Origin of the sequence: Helicobacter pylori (genome assembly GCF_015904775.1) — a bacterium.
Taxonomy (GTDB): Bacteria; Campylobacterota; Campylobacteria; order Campylobacterales; family Helicobacteraceae; genus Helicobacter; species Helicobacter pylori_DM.
Genome location: NZ_JADZNC010000002.1, coordinates 43,473 through 65,156 on the forward strand (window position 1 = coordinate 43,473; position 21,684 = coordinate 65,156).

The window sequence follows — 21,684 nt, forward strand, 5'->3', positions numbered from 1 at the left end:
CGTTTCTCTTAATTGTTTTTAATAATACATCTTTAGCACTAATCAAACGCCATTTTTAGACTCTACTTGGGTGCGTAAAAAACTAAAAGCCGGTAAAGGTGCGGGCAGCCGCACTAAATTCACATTCCCGCTATGGATAGTTTCTAACTCGGTGTTATTTTCTAAAAGGATTTTATACAGCACTAAATAAGAGCGTTTTTCAAAGGTGTAAATCTTGCCAATTTCATTGACTATGGTCGTGATAGCCGCATTTTTGGGAGCGATAATTTCATAAGCTATGTTAGTGGTAGTGGTGAATTTGCATGCAAAAAAACGCCCGTCTTCAGTTATTTCGCCATTGACTTGAAAATCCCCTTCGCTAATGGCTGTTTGGTGGTTTTGAGTGTCCAACCTTTCAAAAGGTCTTCGCATCAAATAGCCGTCCGTAAAACCCCTGTTTTTAAGCGTGTTCAATTCGCTAGCATAAAAACTCGGTTTTAAGGTGTTATGGTAAAAATCATCAACCGCCAAACGATAGATGCGCGTGGTTTGCGCGGCGTAGTAACTGGACTTGGTACGCCCTTCAATCTTGAGTGCGCTAATGGCGTTGGAGCTTAAAATTTCAGCGATATGACTAGAGAGGTTCAAATCTTTAGCGTTAAAAATATGCGTGCCTACGCCCTCTTCTTCAACTAATCTCATCATCACGCCGTTATCAGGGTTTTTCACATAATATTCATAATCAAACCGGCAATCATTCGCGCAACTCCCTCTATTAGGCACGCGCCCCTTTTGTAAAGCCGAAATCAAGCAACGCCCTGAAAAGGCAAAGCACATGCTCCCATGCACAAAGATTTCTAATTCCAAATCGGGTAAGGCTTTTTTAATTTCAATCGCATCATTCAGGCTCAATTCCCTAGCACACACAATGCGTTTGACTCCTAAATCATAAAACACTTGTGCATCGAGCAAATTTAAGACATTCGCTTGCGTGGACAAATGGATGGGAATATGCGGGGCGATTTTTAAAGCGAGTTTCACCACACCAGGTGCAGCGATAATGAAAGCGTCTGGTTTTAGCTCTGCCATTTTATAAATATGCTCTTCTAAAAGTTTGAGCTGTGAATTGAAAGGGAAACCATTGATCGTGGCATAGACTTTTTTATTCAAGGCATGGGCGTAGTCAATCCCTTCTTTAAAGGTCTCTAAAGTGAATTCCTTACTCGCACGATTGCGTAAAGAAAAATGGCTCACTCCCCCATAAACCGCATCAGCCCCATAGTTGAGAGCGATTTTAAGTTTTTTTAAATTACCGGCTGGAGAGAGTAATTCAACTTGGTTCAAAACTACTTGGCTCCAAAAGAAGCGATCAAGGCTTCAATATCATCAGCGCTGGCTAAATCTTTATCGTCATCGCCGGTGATAAAAGTCGCTGAACTCACGCGCTTAGAATCATCAATTTTGCCTTCAAAAAGCGAATTCATGTATTGGCTGAGCGCTCGCATGACATTGACCACTCGTTCAATTTTTTGGCGGTGAATATCTTGAAACTGCATAATATCCATCGCTTGCATGGAGCTATCAGAGCAATTGGTGGCTTCTTCTTCAATGCTTTTAAGGGTGTTTAGGATTTCTTGTTGCTCATTGAGCGCGGTTTTAAAAGATTCAACATGGGGGAAATGGCCATGCAAATTGTCAAAAATTTCTTGGTGTTTTTTTAGGGGTTCTTGGATTTTTTTAACCATTTTAGCGATCTTTTCAGCGCTAGATCCGATCAAATCCAATTGATCAAAAATTTGCGTGGCTTTCACTTCAGAATCTCTTGTAACATCGTCTAATTGATGCACGACTTTATGCTCTTCAGTGGGGGGAGGGGGAGGCCATTCATTAGGGCTAATCTTGCCGTATTTTTCAGCGTCTTCTTTTTTGACGGTCATTTTTTGGCTAGAGCTTTCTTTGGATTCTTTAACCTCTTCTTTCTCTTTAGTTGGCTCTTTAGCCTCTTCTTTAGCCTCTAGGGCTTCCAAGTTTTCTAAATCGCCACCATTCATCAAAGCGTCTAATTCTTCTTGTGTCATTGTTGTTCCTTGCCAATTGGTTTTAAAAAGCGTTTTTAACCATAATTCCTAGCTGTCATTTTAGCGCACTTAAGCTTTAGCAATCAAAACGCCCTCTAAAATCGCATCAATATCGCCGTCTAATATCGCTTCCACATTGCTATAAGCAATATTGGAGCGCGCGTCTTTGACTTGCTGGTAGGGGGCTAGGACATAGCTTCTTATTTGATGCCCCCAACCAATTTCGCTTTTTTCTTCATTTTTGGCGCTGCTTTGCTGCTTTTCTAATTCCAATTCATAGAGCTTGGATTTAAGCATTTTTAACGCGCTCGCTTTGTTTTTATGCTGGCTCCTATCGTTTTGGCATTGCACCACAATACCGGTAGGGAAATGCGTGATCCTAACCGCGCTTTCTGTTTTATTGACATGCTGACCGCCTGCCCCACTGGCTCTATAATAATCATAACGGACATCTTTTTCATCAATTTCTATATCAATATCATCGTCTAATTCAGGGCTAATTTGCACGCTCGCAAAACTCGTGTGCCGTTTGGCGTTCGCATCAAAGGGCGAAATCCTTACAAGCCTATGCACCCCGTTTTCATTTTTCAAATAGCCATAAGCGTTTTCACCCTTAATGATAAAGGCGACTCCTTTAATGCCCGCTTCTTCGCCATCTTGATAGTCTAAAATCTCGCTTTTAAAGCCTCTTCTTTCCGCCCACCTCAAATACATGCGATACAAAATACTCGCCCAATCTTGGCTTTCAGTCCCCCCCGCTCCAGGCTGAATGGTAATAATAGCGTTTGAAGCGTCGTTTTCACCGCTTAGCATGATTTCAATTTCCACTTTTTGGACGCTGTGTTCTAAAGTAGGAGCCTCTTCATAGAGCAAGGATAAAGTAATCTCATCGTTATCGTTTTGAGCGAGTTCAAACAATTCTACGCTTTCATCTAAAGAATTTTTCGTTTTTTGATAGGTTTCTAGCAAGCGGTTCAGGCGCACTTTTTCTTTATTGGTGTCTCTGGCTTTTAAGACATCTTGCCAAAAATTAGGGTCTTCTTGCTCTTTTTCAATGCGTTCTAATTCTTGTTTGATCTTTTCAGGCTTGATGATTAAAGCGATATTATCGCATTTGTTTTGCAAGCTTTTTAACAATTCGCTATAGGTGTAGTTATCCACAAACAGAACCTTTATGAGTGGGGTTTTAAACTCACCATTATAGCATTGTTAAAAGCTAATTTAATTTTCAAACCTTAAAATTTCAATTTCGCCCTGAACCAATCCCACTCCTTCATCAATTAAAGCGATAGAATCCACTTGCGCAAGGGCTTCTATCGCTCCTGATTCATAGCGGTTGTTGTTGTAAGGAATGAATTGGTGGTTTGAATAGTTGCCTAAAATTAAATGCGCGCGTTCGCCTTTAAGCTTTAAAGGGGCATTGATTTGAGCCTTAAAGGGTTTTAGTTTAAAATCTTTATTTAAAGATAAGCGCTCCAATAAGGGTAGAATCAAAACTCGTAAAACCAATAAGCAACTTAAAGGATTACCCGGTAAGCCTATAATGATACTTTGATTGAGTCGGGCTAAAGTTACCGGTTTTCCCGGTTTGAGATTGACTTTTTCATAATAAAAAAGGGCGTTTTTTTCTTTCAAAGCGTCTTTAAAAAAGTCTTTATCCCCTACGCTCACCCCCGCGCTTGAAAGGATGACATCATAGTCTTGCAATTCAAGTATTTTAAGCTGTAAATTTTTATCATCTTTTAAAACCCCTAGAAAATGCGTGTTGTAGTTTTTAAGCATGTTGAAAATACCCACTGAATTCACATCATAAACTTGGCATTCTGGGGCGTTCTGCCCTAAAGGCACTAATTCATCGCCGCTGCTAAAGAGAGCGATTTTTAATTTTCTAAACGCTTTGATTTCTTTTAACCCTTGAGAGGCAATGAGCGCGATATGCCCATAATTCAAACGGGTATTTTTAGGGACTAAAACGCTGTTTAAAGAAGCGTTCTCGCCCTTTTGACGGATATTGGCGTGAATTTTAAAATCTTTAGGAGCTAGGGCGGAATTTTTATGGCTTTCTAGCATGCATTCTATGGGAACGATCGTTTCTATTCCCTTTGGCACCATCGCTCCAGTCATGATTTTAACGCATTCATTTTCTTTGACTTCTAAAGCGCTCACATCATCCCCGGCAAAGATGTGTTGGATAACTTGAGTTTTTTGGCCCAAATCTTGCATTTTAAACCCATAGCCATCCATTGTGCTTTGATTGAATTTAGGCAAGGCGTGAGCGCAAATAATATCCTCTGCTAAAATGCGCCCTGTGCTTTCAAACAAAGAGACAACCTCTACTTCTAAGGGTTTTAAGGGAATGTTAGAATGGATTTTTAGAGCTTCTTTAAAACTAATCATGTTTATCCTTTAAAAGATTTTACTAATAACGCTAAAGGCCAGGCTGATTTCATCTTTAAAACGCCCCATGATAGCCGAAGCGATTAAAATAATGCCCACAAACCCGATCGCAATTTTAACCGGAAACCCGATAGCGAGCAGGTTGAATTGAGGATGGGTTTTCATGATCATGCCAAAAATAATATCGCTCAATAACACCAAGCATAAAATAGGGAACGCCATAGAAAACCCTATGACAAACAAGTGTGAAAAGGCTTTGACAATGTTTTTAGCTAATTCTGGCTCAAAGACAAATTGCCCTAAAGGGACGGCTCTTAAGCTGTGATCCACAAACAAAATGATTTGATGGTGGAACGATAAATCCAATAAAATTAAAATCGCTAACAATAAAAGGGCTTGCCCCACAATGGGTTTTTGCGATCCTGAAATGGGATCATAAGCGCTCGCCATGGTAAGCCCCATAGAAAAGCTGATGCTGTCAGTGGCAAACACCAAGCTTGCAAAGACGATTTGTAAAAAAACAGACGCGCACACCCCTAAAAACAGCTCGCATAAACAAGCAATGATAAAACCCTCTGGCGTGTAAATAGCGTTTGAAAACTCTAAAGTGGGGTAAAAAATCGCGCTCACATACAAGCTCAAAGCCCCACGCACCGACAAAGGCACTAAATGGTTTTCAAAAAAAGGGAAAAAAGACAGCACACCGCTAACCCTTAAAAACAACAAGAAAAAATCCCTAACATGGGGGGTGCTAAGCTCTTGAATAAAATCTAGCATTCTTTTTCTTTAAGGATAAAAAAGTAGTGCACTAGCATTAGGGTTTGCAACAAGGTGGCAAAAAAATTAAAAAAAGGGATTAAGGAAAAAAGATAGCAAAAAAACGAGAAACGATAATGCTTTAACCGGTGCTGTTTGAGTAAATTTTGATAGCTTTGATGATTAAAAATCATGCTGGCTATATCCCAACTCATGGTGTTTTTGAAAAAAAGGAAATGCGGGACTATAGAAAAAAAGACCCCAAAGACCCCTATAAAGGGAATGAAATAAAGGGGCGTTAAAACCGCTAAGAATAAAAGCATAAAAGCGAGCGATTTTAAAAAATATTTAATAGAAAAAAGGATAGAGCCAAATTCTTCTAAAACGACATGGGGATAATATTTTTGGTGCAAATAAGAGACCACTAAAGGGGTGTAAAAAATAGACGCAAAAATATTGATGACTAAACTCAAAAGAATCACGATCCAAAAAACAAGAAAATACACTAACGCTTTAAAAACCCATGCGAACATGCCAGCAAAAAAGCCTTGAGAATGGGAATAGCCATTCAAAGATTGCGGTAATAAGGTTTGGCAATAACCCACAATATTTGCACCATTGTAGTAAAAAACAGCTCCAAAAAACGCCAAACTCAAAAGGATAGGGCCAAGATTGATTAAAAGTATTCTAGCGCTTAAAAAATCATTAAAGCTTTTTTTAAGGATAGATAAAGACAAAACCATAACTTGAAATCCTTCTTCACTCACTTTGCTAGGGTAATTTAAGCGCAAAGTCCCTTAATCTTACATAGCAAGCTTATTAAATATGAGATTGACTAAAAGAATATAGAAGTTATTTAATATGGAATAACATATAGTAGTAAATACATTATGGGGTAAAACAATACCATCAGTATCCAAGGACACAAAATGATTGCAGCAACAAATATAACATTCATCATTGTCTTATAAAATTTTGAATCTTCTTTAACACCCTTTTTCTTCCCAAAAAGAACATAACTAACACCAATAAATACAAATAAATATTATTAGAATATCTGCGGCGAACCTTTTTACCCACTTTGAACGGAATGAATAACTTTAAGCATTTCTTACCCCTTAATGTGAGTTTTCTATAATTATGATAGCTGATTTTGTTTTAAATTTGCTATAATGTAAATTTAATGATGAAAATTAGTTTAGAGTGGAGAACACACAATGAAAAAAAATATCTTAAATTTAGCGTTAGTGGGCGCGTTGAGCGCGTCGTTTTTGGTGGCTAAGCCGGCCCATAACGCGAATAACGCTGCACATAACACGAAAAAAACGACTGATTCTTCAGCAGGCGTGTTAGCGACAGTGGATGGCAGGCCTATCACCAAAAGCGATTTTGACATGATTAAGCAACGAAATCCTAATTTTGATTTTGACAAGCTTAAAGAGAAAGAAAAAGAAGCCTTGATTGAGCAAGCTATTCGCACCGCGCTTGTAGAAAATGAGGCTAAGGCAGAAAAGCTTAATCAGACTCCAGAATTTAAAGCGATGATGGAAGCGGTTAAAAAACAGGCTTTAGTGGAATTTTGGGCTAAAAAACAGGCTGAAGAAGTGAAAAAGATCCAAATCCCAGAAAAAGAAATGCAAGATTTTTACAACGCTAATAAAGATCAGCTTTTTGTCAAGCAAGAAGCCCATGCTAGGCATATTTTAGTGAAAACCGAAGATGAGGCTAAACGGATTATTTCTGAGATTGACAAACAGCCAAAGGCTAAAAAAGAAGCCAAATTCATTGAGTTAGCCAATCGCGATACGATTGATCCTAACAGCAAGAACGCGCAAAATGGTGGCGATTTAGGGAAATTCCAAAAAAACCAAATGGCTCCGGATTTTTCTAAAGCCGCTTTCGCTTTAACTCCTGGGGATTACACTAAAACCCCTGTTAAAACAGAGTTTGGTTATCATATTATCTATTTGATTTCTAAAGATAGCCCTGTAACTTATACTTATGAGCAAGCCAAACCCACCATTAAGGGGATGTTACAAGAAAAGCTTTTCCAAGAACGCATGAATCAACGAATCGAGGAACTAAGGAAGCACGCTAAAATTGTTATCAACAAGTAGATGAGGTGTTATCATGTTAGTTAAAGGCAATGAAATCTTATTGAAAGCCCATAAAGAAGGTTATGGGGTAGGGGCATTTAATTTCGTGAATTTTGAAATGCTAAACGCTATTTTTGAAGCAGGAAACGAGGAAAATTCCCCGCTTTTCATTCAAGCGAGTGAAGGAGCGATCAAATACATGGGGATTGATATGGCGGTGGGCATGGTGAAAATCATGTGCGAACGCTACCCGCACATTCCTGTAGCCTTACACCTAGATCATGGAACGACTTTTGAAAGCTGTGAAAAAGCCGTGAGAGCGGGTTTCACTTCTGTGATGATTGATGCGTCTCATCATGCTTTTGAAGAAAATTTGGAATTGACTTCTAAAGTGGTCAAAATGGCGCATAACGCTGGAGTGAGCGTGGAAGCGGAGTTGGGGCGTTTAATGGGGATTGAAGACAATATTTCAGTAGATGAAAAGGACGCGGTGTTAGTGAATCCTAAAGAAGCGGAGCGGTTTGTCAAAGAATCTCAAGTGGATTACTTAGCCCCAGCCATTGGGACAAGCCATGGAGCGTTTAAGTTTAAGGGCGAGCCCAAATTGGATTTTGAACGCTTGCAAGAAGTCAAAAGGCTCACTAATATCCCTTTAGTTTTGCATGGAGCGAGTGCGATACCAGATGATGTGAGGAAATCTTATTTGGACGCTGGAGGCGATTTGAAAGGCTCTAAGGGCGTGCCTTTTGAATTTTTACAAGAATCTATAAAAGGGGGGATCAATAAGGTCAATACCGATACGGATTTAAGGATCGCTTTCATCGCAGAAGTGCGCAAGGTGGCTAATGAAGATAAGAGTCAATTTGATTTGAGGAAGTTTTTTTCTCCGGCTCAATTAGCGCTTAAAAATGTGGTCAAAGAGCGCATGAAACTTTTGGGCAGCGCTAATAAAATTTAATCAACAAGGAAAGAGTGTAACATGGCAATTGGGATGAGTGAGCTCAAAAAGGGTTTAAAAATTGAATTGGGCGGTGTGCCTTATAGGATTGTAGAATACCAGCATGTCAAGCCTGGCAAGGGTGCGGCTTTCGTGCGCGCGAAAATCAAGTCGTTTTTAGATGGCAAGGTGATTGAAAAGACTTTCCATGCGGGGGATAAGTGCGAAGAGCCTAATTTGGTTGAAAAAACGATGCAATACCTTTATCATGATGGCGATACATACCAATTCATGGACATAGAGAGCTATGAGCAAATCGCTTTGAACGACTCTCAAGTGGGTGAGGCTTCTAAATGGATGCTAGACGGCATGCAAGTGCAGGTTTTATTGCATAATGACAAGGCGATTTCAGTGGATGTGCCGCAAGTTGTGGCTTTAAAGATTGTAGAAACGGCTCCTAATTTTAAGGGCGATACTTCAAGCGCGAGCAAAAAACCAGCGACTTTAGAAACCGGTGCGGTCGTGCAAGTGCCTTTCCATGTTTTAGAGGGTGAAGTGATTAAAGTCAATACGGAAACAGAAGAGTATCTTGAAAAGGTGAAATGAGATTATCTTTTTTTATTGAGCTAGTGCTTTAGACACAGCCTTTTTGTCATAAGGGGTGTTTCAGCCCCTTTTTGGGCTTTGTTTAATGAGCTTTATTTAGAGCGTGTGTGGAATCTATGATTAAAAATTATTTAAAATGGATTGACTTTTTTATTGAGTGCCAATAAAAATATTCAAAGGCATTTTTTAAGATTAAATAAGAGATTGATTTAATCAAACGGATAATCTCTTAAAAAACATTCTTAGGGGATTAGGGGGATTTGATTGGAGGTTAGGGATTAAACGCAAAATATTCCCTTAAAAAATGGGTTTTATGATAAAGTTTAAAACGATAGCAACAAAGTAATCCTGTTTTTATTAAAAATTAAAGTTAATTGAGATTCAAATAAGGCTCTAGGCAACATTTGATGAGAGCGATGCCCCTATTCCCTTAAGATTTAAAATAGAAAATGAGTTTAAAATCAAATCTAAAACCATAAAATAAAATTTAAAAATCCCATTATTCACTCAAAACAAACCTACAATGAGCGTTCTATATCATCAGCGCTTAAAGGGGTGTTGGCTTTTAAAAATTTTGATGCCTTTTGGCCTAAAATTTCTTTATAAAATTTAGGGTGTAAGCCAAGGTTGGGGCGTAAGGCTTTGATATTGCCGCTAGTCAATGCTTCGCCTTTTTGAATATCCTTAATGACAAATAAAGAGCGCACGAAGAATCTTCGCTTTTCTAAAGTCTTTGGATTGATTCTTGGCTCTTCTTCGCCTAAGGCTAAAACGCTTTGCTTGATGGCTTCAACCATGCTTTTAAATTCGTTAAAATCCATGCTAAAAGCACTGTCTGGGGTTTGTAAGGATTTGTTTAAAATGAAATGCTTTTCTATCATGCTCGCTCCTAAAGTGGTGGCTAAAATGGGGCAAAGAGAGCCAATCGTGTGATCGCTCAAGCCAAATTTAACACCAAAGGTTTCGCCTAATTTAACCATGCTCAACAAGTTAGCGTCTTCTATTTTACTGGGATAAGCGCTCACGCATTTTAAAAGGGTGATGTCAAAATTATTCACGCCTTTGCACAATGAGATAGCGTCTTGCAATTCGGTGTGTGTAGCGATACCGCTAGAAAGGATAATGGGCTTTTGTGTGCAAGCGGCCTTTTCAATTAAATCCAAATCAACGATTTCAAAACTAGCGATTTTATACATGGGGCAATTCAAGCTCTCTAAAAGCTCTAAAGCTTGTGAGCTAAAGGGCGAGCTAAAAATGCCTAAATCAAGCTTTCTAGCCAACTCAAACAATTCAGCATGCCACTCTAGGGGGGTAGAAGCCTTTTGATACAATTCATACAGATTTTCTTTATCCCATAAAGTGCCTTGAATGATGAAAGGATCTTCTTTGGAGTTTAAAGTCATGCAGCTTGGCGTGTAGGTTTGGAGTTTGACAAAATCCGCCCCGCTTTCCTTAATGGCATGAAGGCTTTCTTTGGCTAGGTTTAGATCCTGGTTATGGTTAGCGCTCAATTCAGCGACAATTTTAGGGCGTTGTAACATTTTTATTTTTCCTTAATCAAAATTTCTTTTTCTAGGCGATAGACTTGAGAGCAAGTGAAGGCTAAATGCTCATCATGCGTGGCTAAAACTAACGCCCCTTCGTTTTCTGTAATGTAATTTTGCAACATGCTGATGACTTGATTAGCGCTAATGGTGTCTAAATTCCCGGTGGGTTCATCAGCGATAATGATTTGGGGTTTTTTAGAAAGCACTCTGGCGATGCTTAAGCGTTGTTGCTGGCCGCCGCTCAATTCACCCACGCCTTGTTTTAGGGTGTGGGCTATGCCTAATTGTTCTAAAAGGGAATGATTTATTTCTTGCTTGGCTAGGATTGAAGCGACTTGCAAGTTTTCTAAAGCGCTAAAACCCTTAAAAAGGTAATGCGATTGAAAGATTATGCCCACTTTTAAGCGCCGCAATTCCAAAAGCTTTTTGGAGTTTAAGGCATAAATATCCTGGTGTTCTAACAAACTGACTGTTCCGCTATCCGGTTTTAGCATGGTGGCTAGATGGCTTAAAAGCGTGCTTTTACCGCTCCCGCTCACGCCTAAAATCGCTAGGCTTTCTTTGGGTTTAATGTGCAAATTCACGCCATTATAAAGAGGTTTTTCAAAAGCATGAGAAATACCAGTCGCTTTAATCATGATCGTTTCCTAAAAAGAATATCGCCCAATAAGCTAGGGCTTAAAATGTAAGAAGTTGAAAAATTCGCGCTGTGCAAGATGATCTTATCATAACGCCTTGCGTAGTATTTTAAAAGCGTTCTTTGTAAGGTGGGTTCAATGCTTGGGCTAAACCATGCGTTATTGCTCATTACGATAAAAATTTTTGAAGGGCTGTTTGAATAAGCGGCTTTGGAAGTGCCTTCATAGCAAATCAGAGGGCGGAAAGTAAAATCGTCTAATGTAAAATCGCTGAAACTAGAAGCGTTGCGGTATAAATAAGCGCTCTCGCCAAAAAAGAGCTTTTCAAGGGGTTTTTGAAGAAACTTGGGTAAAGGCATGGTCTCGCCAAAGGGGGCTAGGATCACTTTATCAGCGATCTGAACGCCCTCTTTAGAAAATAAAAACGAGCTGTTATAAAGGCTATAGCCTTGGGTGCGTAATGTCCCTATTAAAATAGCAATATTATCGCTCAAATCTTCTAGCTTAGCTTTAAAAGGGGAGTTTTCTAAAGCGATGGGGTAGGCGGTTTCTGGAAAAACAATCAAGGTTTTTTGCTTGCTTTGAGCGAGCTTGATTTCTTTAAGGATGTTGTTTTCAATATTATTAAGGTAATTTGAGTCAAATTTCAAATCTTGGGGCGTTTTTGTAGAGACTAATTCAATATTTCCAACCTTTTTTAAATCGCTTGTTTTAAAACCATTAAAATCCAACGCGCCAAGCAACAATAAAACCCCTATGATCCTATATTTTTTAAAGGGTTTAGCACTCAAAAAAATGCAAGCCAAAAAAACAAGCCCTAGCGATAATTTATCCACTCTAAACACGCTATAAGAAAAAAAGCTATCTGGGACTAACCAATCAAATCCAAAAGGGTGGATAAAACTAGAGCCTAAAAAACTCAAAAGTCTGAAATAGGGGTTTTCAAAATAGAGCAACAAATAAAATAAAACCCCATAAACTAACGCTATTAAAACAATAATTAAGGGCAATAAATAAGTGAAATCCGAGTAGCGAAAGCTTAAAGCGCACCAGTAAAACAATAACGCTCCCACAAAAAACCCCAAAGCAAAAGCGCTGTTTCTAGGGGTTTTTAAAAACGCCAGCATGCTTAAAGGGGCTAATAGGCTTGTGAGTGTGATAGGAATATAGGGGTTTTCAATTGCATAAGCGTCTAAAACAGCGTTCACATACACGCTTGAAACAAACATGCACGCTAATAAAAAAGCGTTTTGATTGAACAGAATAAGACGCATGGCTAAATTTTGAAACCTTGAGATTGTTTTAGTGTATTATAGCTATATTTTAATTTAAGAATTTTAGATTGATTTTTTAAGGGTAGTTTTTTTTAAGTTGTGTTATTATTTTCAAATTTCAAGTCTAAAGAGTGTGAATTGGCATGATTTAAGAGTAATGGGCGTTTTTGAGCACTCACTATCTTTATGTGAGATATATGAGAGAAAGGTTTGGGTTTAGGGTTTGAACTATATTGATTTGGCGTTACTTGTGGTAGTGGTAGCCTTTGGGATTAGAGGATTTTATCATGGCTTCGTGAGTGAAGTGGCGGGGACTTTAGGGATTGTGCTTGGCGTGTATTTGGCGTCTCGCTATTCTGTGGCTGTTGGGAATTTATTTTCAGAGCATTTGTATGATTTAAGAAATGAAACCATGACGAATCTCATCGGTTTTTTATTGGTGTTAGCGTCTATTTGGGTGTTTTTTTTAGCTTTTGGAGTGTTGCTAGGCAAGGTGTTAGTCTTTAGCGGGTTAGGCATTATAGACAAAGCGTTAGGGTTTATTTTTTCATGTTTGAAGACTTTTTTAGTGCTTTCTTTCATCCTTTATGCGCTCTCTAAAATGGAAGTGATGAAAGACGCTAACGCCTATTTGCAAGAAAAGAGCGCTATTTTCCCCACCATGAAAAGCATCGCCAGTAAGATCATGCGCCTTGATGGCGTCAAACATGTGGAGAAAAACCTTAAAGACAACCTTGAAGAAATGAGCGATGAAGTCAAAAATAAAGAATCTTTTAACAACAATAAAGAATCTTTTAATAAAGCGATGGATAAGGGCGTGGAATCTTTAAAAGAAAAGGCTAAAGATTTGCCTAAAAACATGTTAGATCCAAAAGCTAACCAAACCCCACCAAACCCCACCCCATCTAATAAAGAACCCCTATAAAGGCATCACATGTTTTCTAACCAATACATCCAACAACGCATCCATAAAGCCAATAGCTTGAGAGAAGAAGGGAAAAACCCTTATCAAAATGGCTTGAAACGAAGCCTCACAAACGCCGCTTTTTTAGAAAAATACGCTTATGTTAAGGATTTAGAAGAGCCTAAAGACAAAGAAAAATGCGAGAGTATTGTAGGGAGGGTCAAGCTTTTGCGTTTAATGGGTAAGGCATGTTTTATTAAAATTGAAGATGAAAGCGCGATTTTGCAAGCTTATGTTTCACAAAATGAATTGAACGATGAGTTTAAAAGCCTGAAAAAACATTTGGAAGTGGGCGATATTGTGTTGGTGAAAGGTTTCCCTTTTGCTACCAAAACCGGTGAATTAAGCATTCATGCCCTAGAATTTCATATTTTAAGCAAAACCATTGTGCCTTTACCTGAAAAGTTTCATGGACTGAGCGATATAGAATTGCGTTACCGCCAGCGCTACTTGGATTTGATCGTCAATCCTAGCGTTAAAGATGTGTTTAAAAAACGCAGTTTGATTGTTTCTAGCGTGCGGAAATTTTTTGAAATGGAAGGGTTTTTAGAAGTGGAAACCCCTATGATGCACCCCATTCCTGGCGGGGCGAACGCAAGGCCTTTTACCACTTATCATAACGCTTTAGAAGTTGAAAGGTATTTGAGAATCGCTCCAGAATTATACCTCAAACGCTTGATTGTGGGGGGGTTTGAAGCGGTGTTTGAAATCAATCGTAATTTCAGAAATGAGGGCATGGATCACAGCCATAACCCCGAATTTACGATGATTGAATTTTATTGGGCGTATCACACTTATGAAGATTTGATTGAACTCAGTAAGAGGCTATTTGACTACTTGCTAAAGACTTTGAACTTACCTTCAAAAATTATCTATAACGATATGGAAGTGGATTTCAACCAAACGAGCGTGATTTCCTATTTGGACGCTTTAGAAATGATAGGGGGCATTAGCAAGGGTATTTTAGAAAAAGAAGACAGGCTTTTGGCTTATTTGTTAGAGCAGGGCATTAAAGTAGAGCCCAATCTCACTCATGGCAAGTTGCTCGCTGAAGCGTTTGATCATTTTGTAGAGCATAAGCTCATTAACCCCACTTTTGTAACCGAATATCCCATTGAAATTAGCCCTTTAGCCAGACGCAACGATAGTAACCCTAATATTGCTGACAGGTTTGAATTGTTCATTGCAGGAAAAGAAATCGCTAACGGCTTTAGCGAGCTGAATGATCCTTTAGATCAATTAGAACGCTTTAAAAATCAAGTGGCTGAGAAAGAAAAAGGCGATGAAGAAGCCCAATACATGGATGAAGATTACGTGTGGGCCCTAGCCCATGGAATGCCCCCAACCGCAGGGCAAGGCATAGGCATTGACCGATTAGTGATGCTACTCACTGGAGCTAAAAGCATTAAAGATGTGATTTTATTCCCAGCGATGCGTCCTGTTAAAAACGATTTTAATATTGAGAGTGGAGAATAATGGCGTATTTTTTAGAACAAACGGATAGTGAAATTTTTGAATTGATCTTTGAAGAATATAAGCGGCAAAATGAGCATTTAGAAATGATAGCGAGCGAGAATTACACTTTCCCTAGTGTTATGGAAGCTATGGGGAGTATTTTAACGAATAAATACGCTGAGGGCTATCCTAACAAGCGCTATTATGGAGGCTGTGAAGTGGTGGATAAAATAGAAAGCCTAGCTATAGAAAGGGCTAAAAAGCTTTTTAATTGCCAGTTCGCTAACGTGCAAGCGCATTCAGGCTCACAAGCCAATAACGCTGTCTATCACGCCCTTTTAAAGCCTTATGATAAGATTTTAGGCATGGATTTAAGCTGTGGAGGGCATTTAACGCATGGTGCTAAGGTGAGTTTAACCGGCAAGCATTATCAGAGCTTTTCTTATGGCGTGAATTTGGATGGCTATATTGATTATGAAGAAGCGCTAAAAATCGCTCAGAGCGTTAAGCCAGAAATCATTGTGTGCGGGTTTTCAGCCTATCCAAGGGAAATTGATTTTAAGAAATTTAGAGAAATCGCTGATGAAGTGGGGGCGTTACTACTAGGCGATATAGCCCATGTGGCAGGGCTTGTGGTCGCTGATGAGCATGCCCATCCTTTCCCGCATTGCCATGTGGTTTCAAGCACCACTCATAAGACCTTAAGAGGGCCTAGAGGGGGGCTTATTTTAACTAATGACGAAGAGATAGCGGCTAAGATTGACAAAGCGATTTTTCCAGGGACTCAAGGCGGGCCTTTGATGCATGTAATTGCTGCTAAAGCGGTGGGGTTTAAAGAGAATCTAAAACCAGAATTTAAAGCTTATGTAAAATTAGTGAAATCTAACATGCAAGTTCTCGCTAAAACATTAAAAGAAAAAAACCATAAGTTAGTGAGCGGTGGCACTTCTAACCATTTGCTTTTAATGGATTTCTTAGATAAGCCTTATAGCGGGAAAGACGCTGATATTGCATTAGGGAATGCTGGAATCACTGTGAATAAAAACACCATTCCTGGCGAAACGCGCAGCCCTTTTGTAACGAGCGGGATAAGGATTGGCTCAGCGGCATTGAGCGCAAGGGGCATGGGAGCTAAAGAATTTGAAATCATAGGGAATAAAATATCAGATATTTTGAATGATATTAATAATGTTAGTTTGCAATTGCATGTGAAAGAAGAATTGAAGGCGATGGCTAATCAATTCCCTGTGTACCACCAACCCATTTTTTAAGGGAGTCAAGATGACAGAAATGGAATTAAAGCTCATTAAGATAGACACAAGCCATTATTTTGAAAAAAAACCAGGATTGGGGGAGAGGGTGGATTATGCGGGGCGTTGCTACTATAATAAATTCCAGAGAGTGAATGCCATGCTCACAAGCTCGCTCATTCAAAAGCATTTGAAAAAAGAAATAGAAATCGCGCACAACCTCATCTTGCGTAACGATAAGGTGGAAAACATTGTGTTTGATTATAACGGGAGGAACCCAGAGCGTTTTTACCATAAGGCGCAGTTATTGCTTCGTGAGGAAGGTTTTATGAATTTTACCGCTTATAACACCAAAACGCCAGGGCATTTGCATTTGTATGTGCATAAGGGGCATACGGAATTAGGCGAGGGTGAAAGGTTGGTTAAAACTTTGTCCATGAAATTAGCGCAAGGGTTGCCTAAAGAATGGAAGGTCTTCCCTAGCAATGAATGGCCTAAGGAATTTAATATTTTAGCTTTACCTTATGAAGTGTTTGCAAAAGAGCGCGGGAGCTCTTGGGCGAAGCATTTATAACCATTTTTGAAAGGATTTTTGATGTCAGAAAAAGAAAGACTGAATGAAGTGATTTTAGAAGAAGAGAATAATGGGGGCGGCACTAAAAAGGTGTTTTTGATCGTGGCTATAGCCATTATCATTTTAGCGGTGCTTTTAATGGTGTTTTGGAAAAGCACGAGAGTCGCTCCTAAAGAGACTTTTTTACAGACCGATAGCGGGATGCAAAAAATAGGCAACACTAAAGATGAGAAAAAAGACGATGAGTTTGAAAGCTTGAACATGGATTCTCCCAAACAAGAAGACAAGCTAGACAAAGTGGCGGATAATGTTAAAAAACAAGAAAATGATGCGTTTAACATGCCCGTTCAAACCGATCAAACTCAAACGGAGATGAAAACGCCTGAAGAGGTTAAAAAAGGATTGGGTTTTGTTGAACACGCTCCCATGAACGCTCAAAAAGAATCTCAGGCTGTAGCTAAAAAAGAAACCCCCCATAAAAAGCCTAAAGTAGCACCAAAAGATAAAGCTAATAGGGATAAAGCGAATAAAGACAAAGCTAGGCATGCGGCCAAAGAGCCAAAAACTAAAAAAGAAGCTCATAAAGAAGTTCCTAAAAAAGCCAATTCTAAAACCACTCTTACTAAAGGGCATTATTTGCAAGTGGGGGTTTTTGCACACACGCCCAATAAAGCCTTTTTGCAAGCGTTTAACCAATTCCCCCATAAGATTGAAGATAGGGGAGCGACGAAGCGTTACCTCATAGGCCCTTATAAGAGCAAGCAAGAAGCCTTAATGCATGCTGATGAAGTCAGCAAAAAAATGACTAAACCGGTTGTCATAGAAGCGCGGTAGGGGTTTTGAGCTAAAAATTCTTATTTTTTTCTTGGGCGTTTTTAGTGGATCGCCCAAGCTCTAAAACGATGGGGTAGTTTACTCCATCGGCTCGGATAATTTTAACAGAGAATGAAGATAATCAGATTTTTTTGATCAATATACCTATTTGGTCTTTGAGGAATTCAGATAATTCTTGCGTTTGAATTCAGCCTTAAAGAGCATTCATTCGTTAAAAGTATTTGTTTGTTGTTTGAAAACTACGGAGCGTTTAAATCTTATGAAATTATTGTTTGTTGTTTGATAACCCCTAACCCTCCAAAGAAGAGAGCGGTTTGGAACTAGTTTTATGGGTGCGATGGTGGGGCTAGAAGCAAGAGAGCGAGCGCGATCACTCTTTTTTAACCTCACTCTCTTTAGTGGGTGGCGAAATCCTTAAAAAAGGTGTCGATCAGCCATTCTCGCATTTCATCATTCCTTTTTATTAAGACCTTTTTGTTGAAACCTTTTACATTAAAGCGCCTGTTGAAAGGGATTCTGCTCTCCTTATAGATTTCATCTTTTCCATACAGATCCTTATCGCTTGCCTTACGATTGAGCGAACTTTCTAAGGAGATGAGGTTGCCGTATATGTAAATATAAGCTTCAAGATCTTTCTTGTCTTCAAAACCAAGTTTTTGGATCTCAATTTCATTATCCAATTCTAATAAATTGATGGGGATGATGTGCTCTTTTTCTTGGGAGAATTGCTTCTCAGGGATCAATTTTTTGAGATCGGCAAGACCCATCTCCTGGCAGTTCTTTTCAAAGAAGACATAGTGGAAGCATGATGGGTTGGGTGCGTTGTTTACAAGCTTCAAAGAAGCCATCCCTATATCATTTCTGCATTGATCGATCATCTTGCTCTTCAATCCCTCTTTGCCCTTTTCAAGATACTCATCAATCAGGTTGTGGGCCGTTGTTTGCATCTTTTTACCAGATTTGAAAAACACAATATCGGTTTTGGCAAAGAGTTTCAGCGTTTCATCGTCTAGTTCGTTATTGATTTTTAGGCGGATGATCGAATTGAAAAAAGCGGGTTGATTCTGTTGATGAGCATGACCTTAAGGGTGGTTGGGTTGGTGTCAATCTCGCTCAATAGATCAAGGAAAGCCTGATAGAAATTTTTCAAATCGCTGACATAGGATTGGATGAAACTTTCCAATTTGCTTTTTTTGATTTCTTTTAGTTCAGCTTTGAGTTTCTCGTAGGTGTTGTCCGTGCTTGTTCTGTAGTGCCCTAAAAACTCGATTCCATCAAATCTTTGGCTCCCTGCGTGGTAGCGGAAGATATCGCCTTCATCAAAGCCTCCAACGCTGGAGATATGGTCGCTCTTTTTGATCTTGGCAAAGATCTTAAAGATCTCCCCAAAATGATCGTTGATGAATTGGTCTAGCCCCCTTTTCCCATCGCAAAAAGTGTTGGAGTAATAAATTAAAAGGGATTTTAGTTTGTCCAGCAAGAGGAGAGGCACGCCTCTGTCATTCACGCTTTGAAAGGTTCTGATGGCTCTTCCAGGATCGGGCTCTTCAAGCCGCATCAAAACCATTTTCAACAGCGCCTCCAAACGCTCATTCGCTTCTTCTTCACTCAACTTGCTGACCTTATCCAAGATGGCCTTCAAAACCTCAAAGAGGTTTTGTTTGCCCTCGGTGTCTGCATCTTTTTCGCAATGGCTAATACTCCCTTTTTCTGCCGCTTCCAAGAGCGTTTTGAAGAAGCTTTGGTTTTGAGGGGCGACTTCATTTTAATTCCCCCTTTTGGTATAGATATTTTCTTGTCTCTTGCTTGTCTTCCTCATTTTGTTTGTTCGCCAAGACATGCAAAAGCATGAAGATGGTAGTCGTTCGTTGCTGACCGTCAATGATGTCATACAAATTTTTGTTGTCTTCATTTTTAGAAACAACCATGGTGCCTATAAAATGCCTATGACCCTTTTTGTTGTATTCTATCGCTTCTTCTAGATCTTCCCACAGATCCCTAAAATTCTTGTCCTTCCAAGCGTAATCCCTTTGACAATTAGGGATGCTGTATCCTTCCTCTTGAAAGATCTCTTTTATAGTGGTTTTCACTCAGTTCTCCTTTGTTGCATGCAGTAGTCAAATTTATACCATAAATATCATAAGAATGGTTTGAGATTCCACTCCATCAAGGCGTTCTGTTAGCCACTCGGGGCGTTTTATTAGCTATAATCAAGGGTTTAAAAATAATCCTAAAAAAGAGTTTGAACATGCTAGAAAAGTTGATTGAAAGAGTGTTGTTTGCCACTCGTTGGTTGCTAGCCCCTTTATGCATTGCCATGTCGTTAGTGTTGGTGGTTTTAGGCTATGTGTTCATGAAAGAGTTGTGGCACATGCTCAGCCATTTAGACACCATTAGTGAAACGGATTTAGTCTTATCGGCATTAGGCTTGGTGGATTTGTTGTTTATGGCCGGGCTTGTTTTAATGGTGCTGCTCGCCAGTTATGAAAGCTTTGTTTCTAAATTAGACAAGGTGGATGCTAGTGAAATCACTTGGCTAAAACACACGGATTTTAATGCTTTAAAATTAAAGGTTTCGCTCTCCATTGTAGCCATTTCGGCGATTTTCTTGCTCAAACGCTACATGAGTTTAGAAGATGTGTTATCCAGTATTCCTAAGGACACGCCCCTATCGCATAACCCCATTTTTTGGCAAGTGGTGATCCATTTGGTGTTTGTGTGTTCAGCGCTTTTAGCCGCCGTTACCAATAACATCGCTTTTTCGCAAAATAAAGCACATTAAAAGTTTTAAAGCTCTCTTTCAGGAAGGACTTTAGACCATTCTTTAATCAAGCGTAAAAAGAAGGAAGTGTTAGGCGAAGTTTTTTCATGGATTAAAATGCCTTCTTCCACCGCTTCCCAAATCACTCTATGCCGATACACCACCAAATGCCATGATTGTTGGGCATGATCTTTAAGCGACAAACGCACCCTTTTAGCAAAAGACGGGTTGTCAAACAAAACCGTGCTTTCAGTGTTGATGTATGCAGAGCGCGGATCAATATTAAAACTCCCTAGAAGCGTTAAATTGTCATCAAAAACAATCGTTTTGCCATGTAAGGAATGTTTGGTGCTAAAGCGCCCTTTAATCTGGCGGTTGAAAAAATCGTTTCGTATTTCATAGACATTCGCGCCCATTCGCACTAATTGGTTGCGATACCTTTCCCACGCCCCATAGACCACTATCGCATCAGTAGATGAAAGGGAATTGGTAAGGATATTCAATTCAATCCCCTTAGAAATTTGTTTTTTAAAGATTTTCATCATCTTTTTGCCTGGAATAAAATACGATGAAGCGATAAAAACGGAGTCCTTAGCGTTTTTAAGGGCTTTCTCAAAAGCGATTTTGATAGGTGAATACAAGGGCGTGTCAATTTTTTGGGGTGAATCAGCTAAAAAAACTGCATTCCCATAATAAATAGGGTATTGGTATTTTTGGAAACGATCTATAAAATCATTGACTTTTTTTTCAAACTGGTTTTTGTCTTCAGCGCTGATAGGGATTTTTTCATGGAGTTTAGCGATTTCTTTAGCGTTGTTTTTGAGTCTTTTATGGGTTCTCAGTAATGAAACAGGGATAGAGCGGTGGAACCTCCAATAGCGTTCAAAGCTCTCTTTGGCTTTTGAAGCAACCCCCCCAAAAAACAAAGCGTCTAAATCTAAAAAATTCGTGTCTAAATCGTTATCAAAATAATTGTCCCCAATGTTGCGCCCCCCTATAATGACAGCGAAATTATCCACGATGAAAAGCTTGTTGTGCATGCGTTTTTTAATGCGCTCATAATCCGCAAGCATTTCAAAATAACGCAAGCCTTTATTGCGGATATAGTAGGGGTTAAAAATTTTCACTTCAATGTTTTTATGGAAATTTAAGAGCATGATATCTGAAAAATCTGAATCCAACCCGTTATCGTCTAAAAGGATGCGCACTTTCACCCCACGATTGGCCGCATTTAAAAGTTCTTTAGCGATCACTTGAGAGGAAAGATCGTTCTTATAAATATAAGTTTGCATGTCAATGCTTTTTTGGCTCATTCTAATAAGTCCCACTCTATGCAACAAGGCGTCAAAGCCGTCTTCTAAAAGAATGGTCGCGCTATGGTTAGGGTTTTCTTTTAATTTTTCAGCATACAAGCTCCCAATGGTGGTAGTGTAGGGATCATAAGAGATAGGGGGGCTTGAAATGGGAGTCTTATAGACTAACCCAAAGCACCCATTAAAAAAAAAGACGCTTAAAAGGACTAAAAAGATTTTCAAAAA

19 protein-coding genes and 2 pseudogenes are annotated in these 21,684 nt (G+C 39.2%); 9 read left to right on the top strand and 12 right to left on the bottom strand.

Features of this window, described 5'->3' with window-relative positions:
* Positions 1–42 precede the first annotated feature (42 nt).
* The 7 genes and pseudogenes from I6852_RS01670 to I6852_RS07935 all read right to left on the bottom strand — a co-directional run bounded on the left by I6852_RS01670 (position 43) and on the right by I6852_RS07935 (position 6,265).
* The gene (locus tag I6852_RS01670) at positions 43–1,323 is read right to left on the bottom strand and encodes a peptidase U32 family protein (RefSeq protein ID WP_197291492.1); all 1,281 of its coding nucleotides are present in this window, start codon (positions 1,321–1,323) and stop codon (positions 43–45) included.
* 2 nt (positions 1,324–1,325) lie between these two features.
* A complete protein-coding gene (cheZ, locus tag I6852_RS01675; RefSeq protein ID WP_197291491.1) occupies positions 1,326–2,057 on the bottom strand; it encodes a protein phosphatase CheZ in 732 nt (243 codons plus the stop codon).
* A gap of 69 nt (positions 2,058–2,126) precedes the next feature.
* Positions 2,127–3,218: a peptide chain release factor 2 gene (gene prfB / locus I6852_RS01680; protein WP_000371103.1), complete on the bottom strand. Its 1,092-nt coding sequence runs from the start codon at positions 3,216–3,218 to the stop codon at positions 2,127–2,129.
* 60 nt (positions 3,219–3,278) lie between these two features.
* The gene (locus tag I6852_RS01685) at positions 3,279–4,454 is read right to left on the bottom strand and encodes a molybdopterin molybdotransferase MoeA (protein ID WP_197291490.1); all 1,176 of its coding nucleotides are present in this window, start codon (positions 4,452–4,454) and stop codon (positions 3,279–3,281) included.
* Positions 4,455–4,463: 9 nt separating this feature from the next.
* The gene (gene fliR / locus I6852_RS01690) at positions 4,464–5,231 is read right to left on the bottom strand and encodes a flagellar biosynthetic protein FliR (RefSeq protein ID WP_197291489.1); all 768 of its coding nucleotides are present in this window, start codon (positions 5,229–5,231) and stop codon (positions 4,464–4,466) included.
* Positions 5,225–5,953 (bottom strand): EI24 domain-containing protein, encoded by a 729-nt coding sequence (locus I6852_RS01695; protein ID WP_197291488.1) that lies wholly within the window; start codon positions 5,951–5,953, stop codon positions 5,225–5,227. The genes fliR and I6852_RS01695 overlap by 7 nt, the downstream gene beginning before the upstream one ends.
* Before the next feature lie 113 nt (positions 5,954–6,066).
* Positions 6,067–6,265 (bottom strand): annotated as a pseudogene (locus I6852_RS07935) (hypothetical protein).
* Positions 6,266–6,427: 162 nt separating this feature from the next.
* On the opposite strand from I6852_RS07935, the gene cbf2 reads away from it, so the two are divergent.
* The 3 genes from cbf2 to efp are packed head-to-tail and all read left to right on the top strand — an operon-like array spanning position 6,428 to position 8,849.
* Positions 6,428–7,327, top strand: a complete 900-nt coding sequence (gene cbf2 / locus I6852_RS01700) for a peptidylprolyl isomerase CBF2 (RefSeq protein WP_097568568.1) — start codon at positions 6,428–6,430, stop codon at positions 7,325–7,327.
* A 13-nt stretch (positions 7,328–7,340) separates the two neighbouring features.
* Entirely contained in the window at positions 7,341–8,264 is a 924-nt protein-coding gene (locus I6852_RS01705) for a class II fructose-bisphosphate aldolase (protein WP_197291487.1), read from the top strand.
* Positions 8,265–8,285: 21 nt separating this feature from the next.
* The gene (gene efp, locus I6852_RS01710) at positions 8,286–8,849 is read left to right on the top strand and encodes an elongation factor P (RefSeq protein WP_000974267.1); all 564 of its coding nucleotides are present in this window, start codon (positions 8,286–8,288) and stop codon (positions 8,847–8,849) included.
* A 518-nt stretch (positions 8,850–9,367) separates the two neighbouring features.
* On the opposite strand, the gene pseI is transcribed toward efp, so the two are convergent.
* From pseI to I6852_RS01725, 3 genes are read right to left on the bottom strand one after another with little or no spacing between them, the layout of a single operon-like run.
* Positions 9,368–10,390: a pseudaminic acid synthase gene (gene pseI, locus I6852_RS01715; protein WP_197291486.1), complete on the bottom strand. Its 1,023-nt coding sequence runs from the start codon at positions 10,388–10,390 to the stop codon at positions 9,368–9,370.
* Between the two features lie 2 nt (positions 10,391–10,392).
* On the bottom strand, positions 10,393–11,034 hold the full coding sequence (locus I6852_RS01720) for an ABC transporter ATP-binding protein (protein ID WP_197291485.1): 642 nt from the start codon (positions 11,032–11,034) through the stop codon (positions 10,393–10,395).
* Positions 11,031–12,308: an apolipoprotein N-acyltransferase gene (locus I6852_RS01725; protein WP_197291484.1), complete on the bottom strand. Its 1,278-nt coding sequence runs from the start codon at positions 12,306–12,308 to the stop codon at positions 11,031–11,033. The genes I6852_RS01720 and I6852_RS01725 overlap by 4 nt, the downstream gene beginning before the upstream one ends.
* A gap of 223 nt (positions 12,309–12,531) precedes the next feature.
* Here I6852_RS01725 and I6852_RS01730 point away from each other — a divergent pair, with 223 nt between their 5' ends.
* From I6852_RS01730 to I6852_RS01750, 5 genes are read left to right on the top strand one after another with little or no spacing between them, the layout of a single operon-like run.
* Entirely contained in the window at positions 12,532–13,233 is a 702-nt protein-coding gene (locus I6852_RS01730) for a CvpA family protein (protein WP_197291483.1), read from the top strand.
* Between the two features lie 9 nt (positions 13,234–13,242).
* Complete coding sequence (gene lysS, locus I6852_RS01735; RefSeq protein ID WP_197291482.1) at positions 13,243–14,748, top strand: lysine--tRNA ligase; 1,506 nt, start codon at positions 13,243–13,245, stop codon at positions 14,746–14,748.
* Positions 14,748–15,998 (top strand): serine hydroxymethyltransferase, encoded by a 1,251-nt coding sequence (locus tag I6852_RS01740; protein WP_197291481.1) that lies wholly within the window; start codon positions 14,748–14,750, stop codon positions 15,996–15,998. The genes lysS and I6852_RS01740 overlap by 1 nt, the downstream gene beginning before the upstream one ends.
* A 10-nt stretch (positions 15,999–16,008) precedes the next feature.
* Entirely contained in the window at positions 16,009–16,551 is a 543-nt protein-coding gene (locus I6852_RS01745) for a DUF1882 domain-containing protein (protein WP_000138093.1), read from the top strand.
* 21 nt (positions 16,552–16,572) lie between these two features.
* Complete coding sequence (locus tag I6852_RS01750) at positions 16,573–17,385, top strand: SPOR domain-containing protein (RefSeq protein WP_197291480.1); 813 nt, start codon at positions 16,573–16,575, stop codon at positions 17,383–17,385.
* 395 nt (positions 17,386–17,780) lie between these two features.
* On the opposite strand, the pseudogene I6852_RS01755 reads toward I6852_RS01750, so the two are convergent.
* Positions 17,781–19,475: pseudogene (locus tag I6852_RS01755) on the bottom strand (DUF262 domain-containing protein).
* Positions 19,476–19,633: 158 nt separating this feature from the next.
* Between I6852_RS01755 and I6852_RS01765 the strand changes: the two are divergent.
* On the top strand, positions 19,634–20,167 hold the full coding sequence (locus I6852_RS01765; RefSeq protein WP_000890444.1) for a TIGR00645 family protein: 534 nt from the start codon (positions 19,634–19,636) through the stop codon (positions 20,165–20,167).
* A gap of 5 nt (positions 20,168–20,172) precedes the next feature.
* On the opposite strand, the gene clsC is transcribed toward I6852_RS01765, so the two are convergent.
* Positions 20,173–21,681: a cardiolipin synthase ClsC gene (gene clsC, locus I6852_RS01770; RefSeq protein WP_197291479.1), complete on the bottom strand. Its 1,509-nt coding sequence runs from the start codon at positions 21,679–21,681 to the stop codon at positions 20,173–20,175.
* Positions 21,682–21,684 lie beyond the last annotated feature (3 nt).

Coding starts and splice junctions, on each gene's coding strand:
- I6852_RS01740 (WP_197291481.1), top strand. CDS start 14,748: ATGGCGTATTTTTTAGAACAAACGGATAGTGAAATTTTTGAATTGATC.
- pseI (WP_197291486.1), bottom strand. CDS start 10,390: ATGTTACAACGCCCTAAAATTGTCGCTGAATTGAGCGCTAACCATAAC.
- I6852_RS01705 (WP_197291487.1), top strand. CDS start 7,341: ATGTTAGTTAAAGGCAATGAAATCTTATTGAAAGCCCATAAAGAAGGT.
- I6852_RS01745 (WP_000138093.1), top strand. CDS start 16,009: ATGACAGAAATGGAATTAAAGCTCATTAAGATAGACACAAGCCATTAT.
- lysS (WP_197291482.1), top strand. CDS start 13,243: ATGTTTTCTAACCAATACATCCAACAACGCATCCATAAAGCCAATAGC.
- I6852_RS01750 (WP_197291480.1), top strand. CDS start 16,573: ATGTCAGAAAAAGAAAGACTGAATGAAGTGATTTTAGAAGAAGAGAAT.
- I6852_RS01695 (WP_197291488.1), bottom strand. CDS start 5,953: ATGGTTTTGTCTTTATCTATCCTTAAAAAAAGCTTTAATGATTTTTTA.
- I6852_RS01765 (WP_000890444.1), top strand. CDS start 19,634: ATGCTAGAAAAGTTGATTGAAAGAGTGTTGTTTGCCACTCGTTGGTTG.
- cbf2 (WP_097568568.1), top strand. CDS start 6,428: ATGAAAAAAAATATCTTAAATTTAGCGTTAGTGGGCGCGTTGAGCGCG.
- I6852_RS01685 (WP_197291490.1), bottom strand. CDS start 4,454: ATGATTAGTTTTAAAGAAGCTCTAAAAATCCATTCTAACATTCCCTTA.
- cheZ (WP_197291491.1), bottom strand. CDS start 2,057: ATGACACAAGAAGAATTAGACGCTTTGATGAATGGTGGCGATTTAGAA.
- I6852_RS01720 (WP_197291485.1), bottom strand. CDS start 11,034: ATGATTAAAGCGACTGGTATTTCTCATGCTTTTGAAAAACCTCTTTAT.
- I6852_RS01725 (WP_197291484.1), bottom strand. CDS start 12,308: ATGCGTCTTATTCTGTTCAATCAAAACGCTTTTTTATTAGCGTGCATG.
- fliR (WP_197291489.1), bottom strand. CDS start 5,231: ATGCTAGATTTTATTCAAGAGCTTAGCACCCCCCATGTTAGGGATTTT.
- efp (WP_000974267.1), top strand. CDS start 8,286: ATGGCAATTGGGATGAGTGAGCTCAAAAAGGGTTTAAAAATTGAATTG.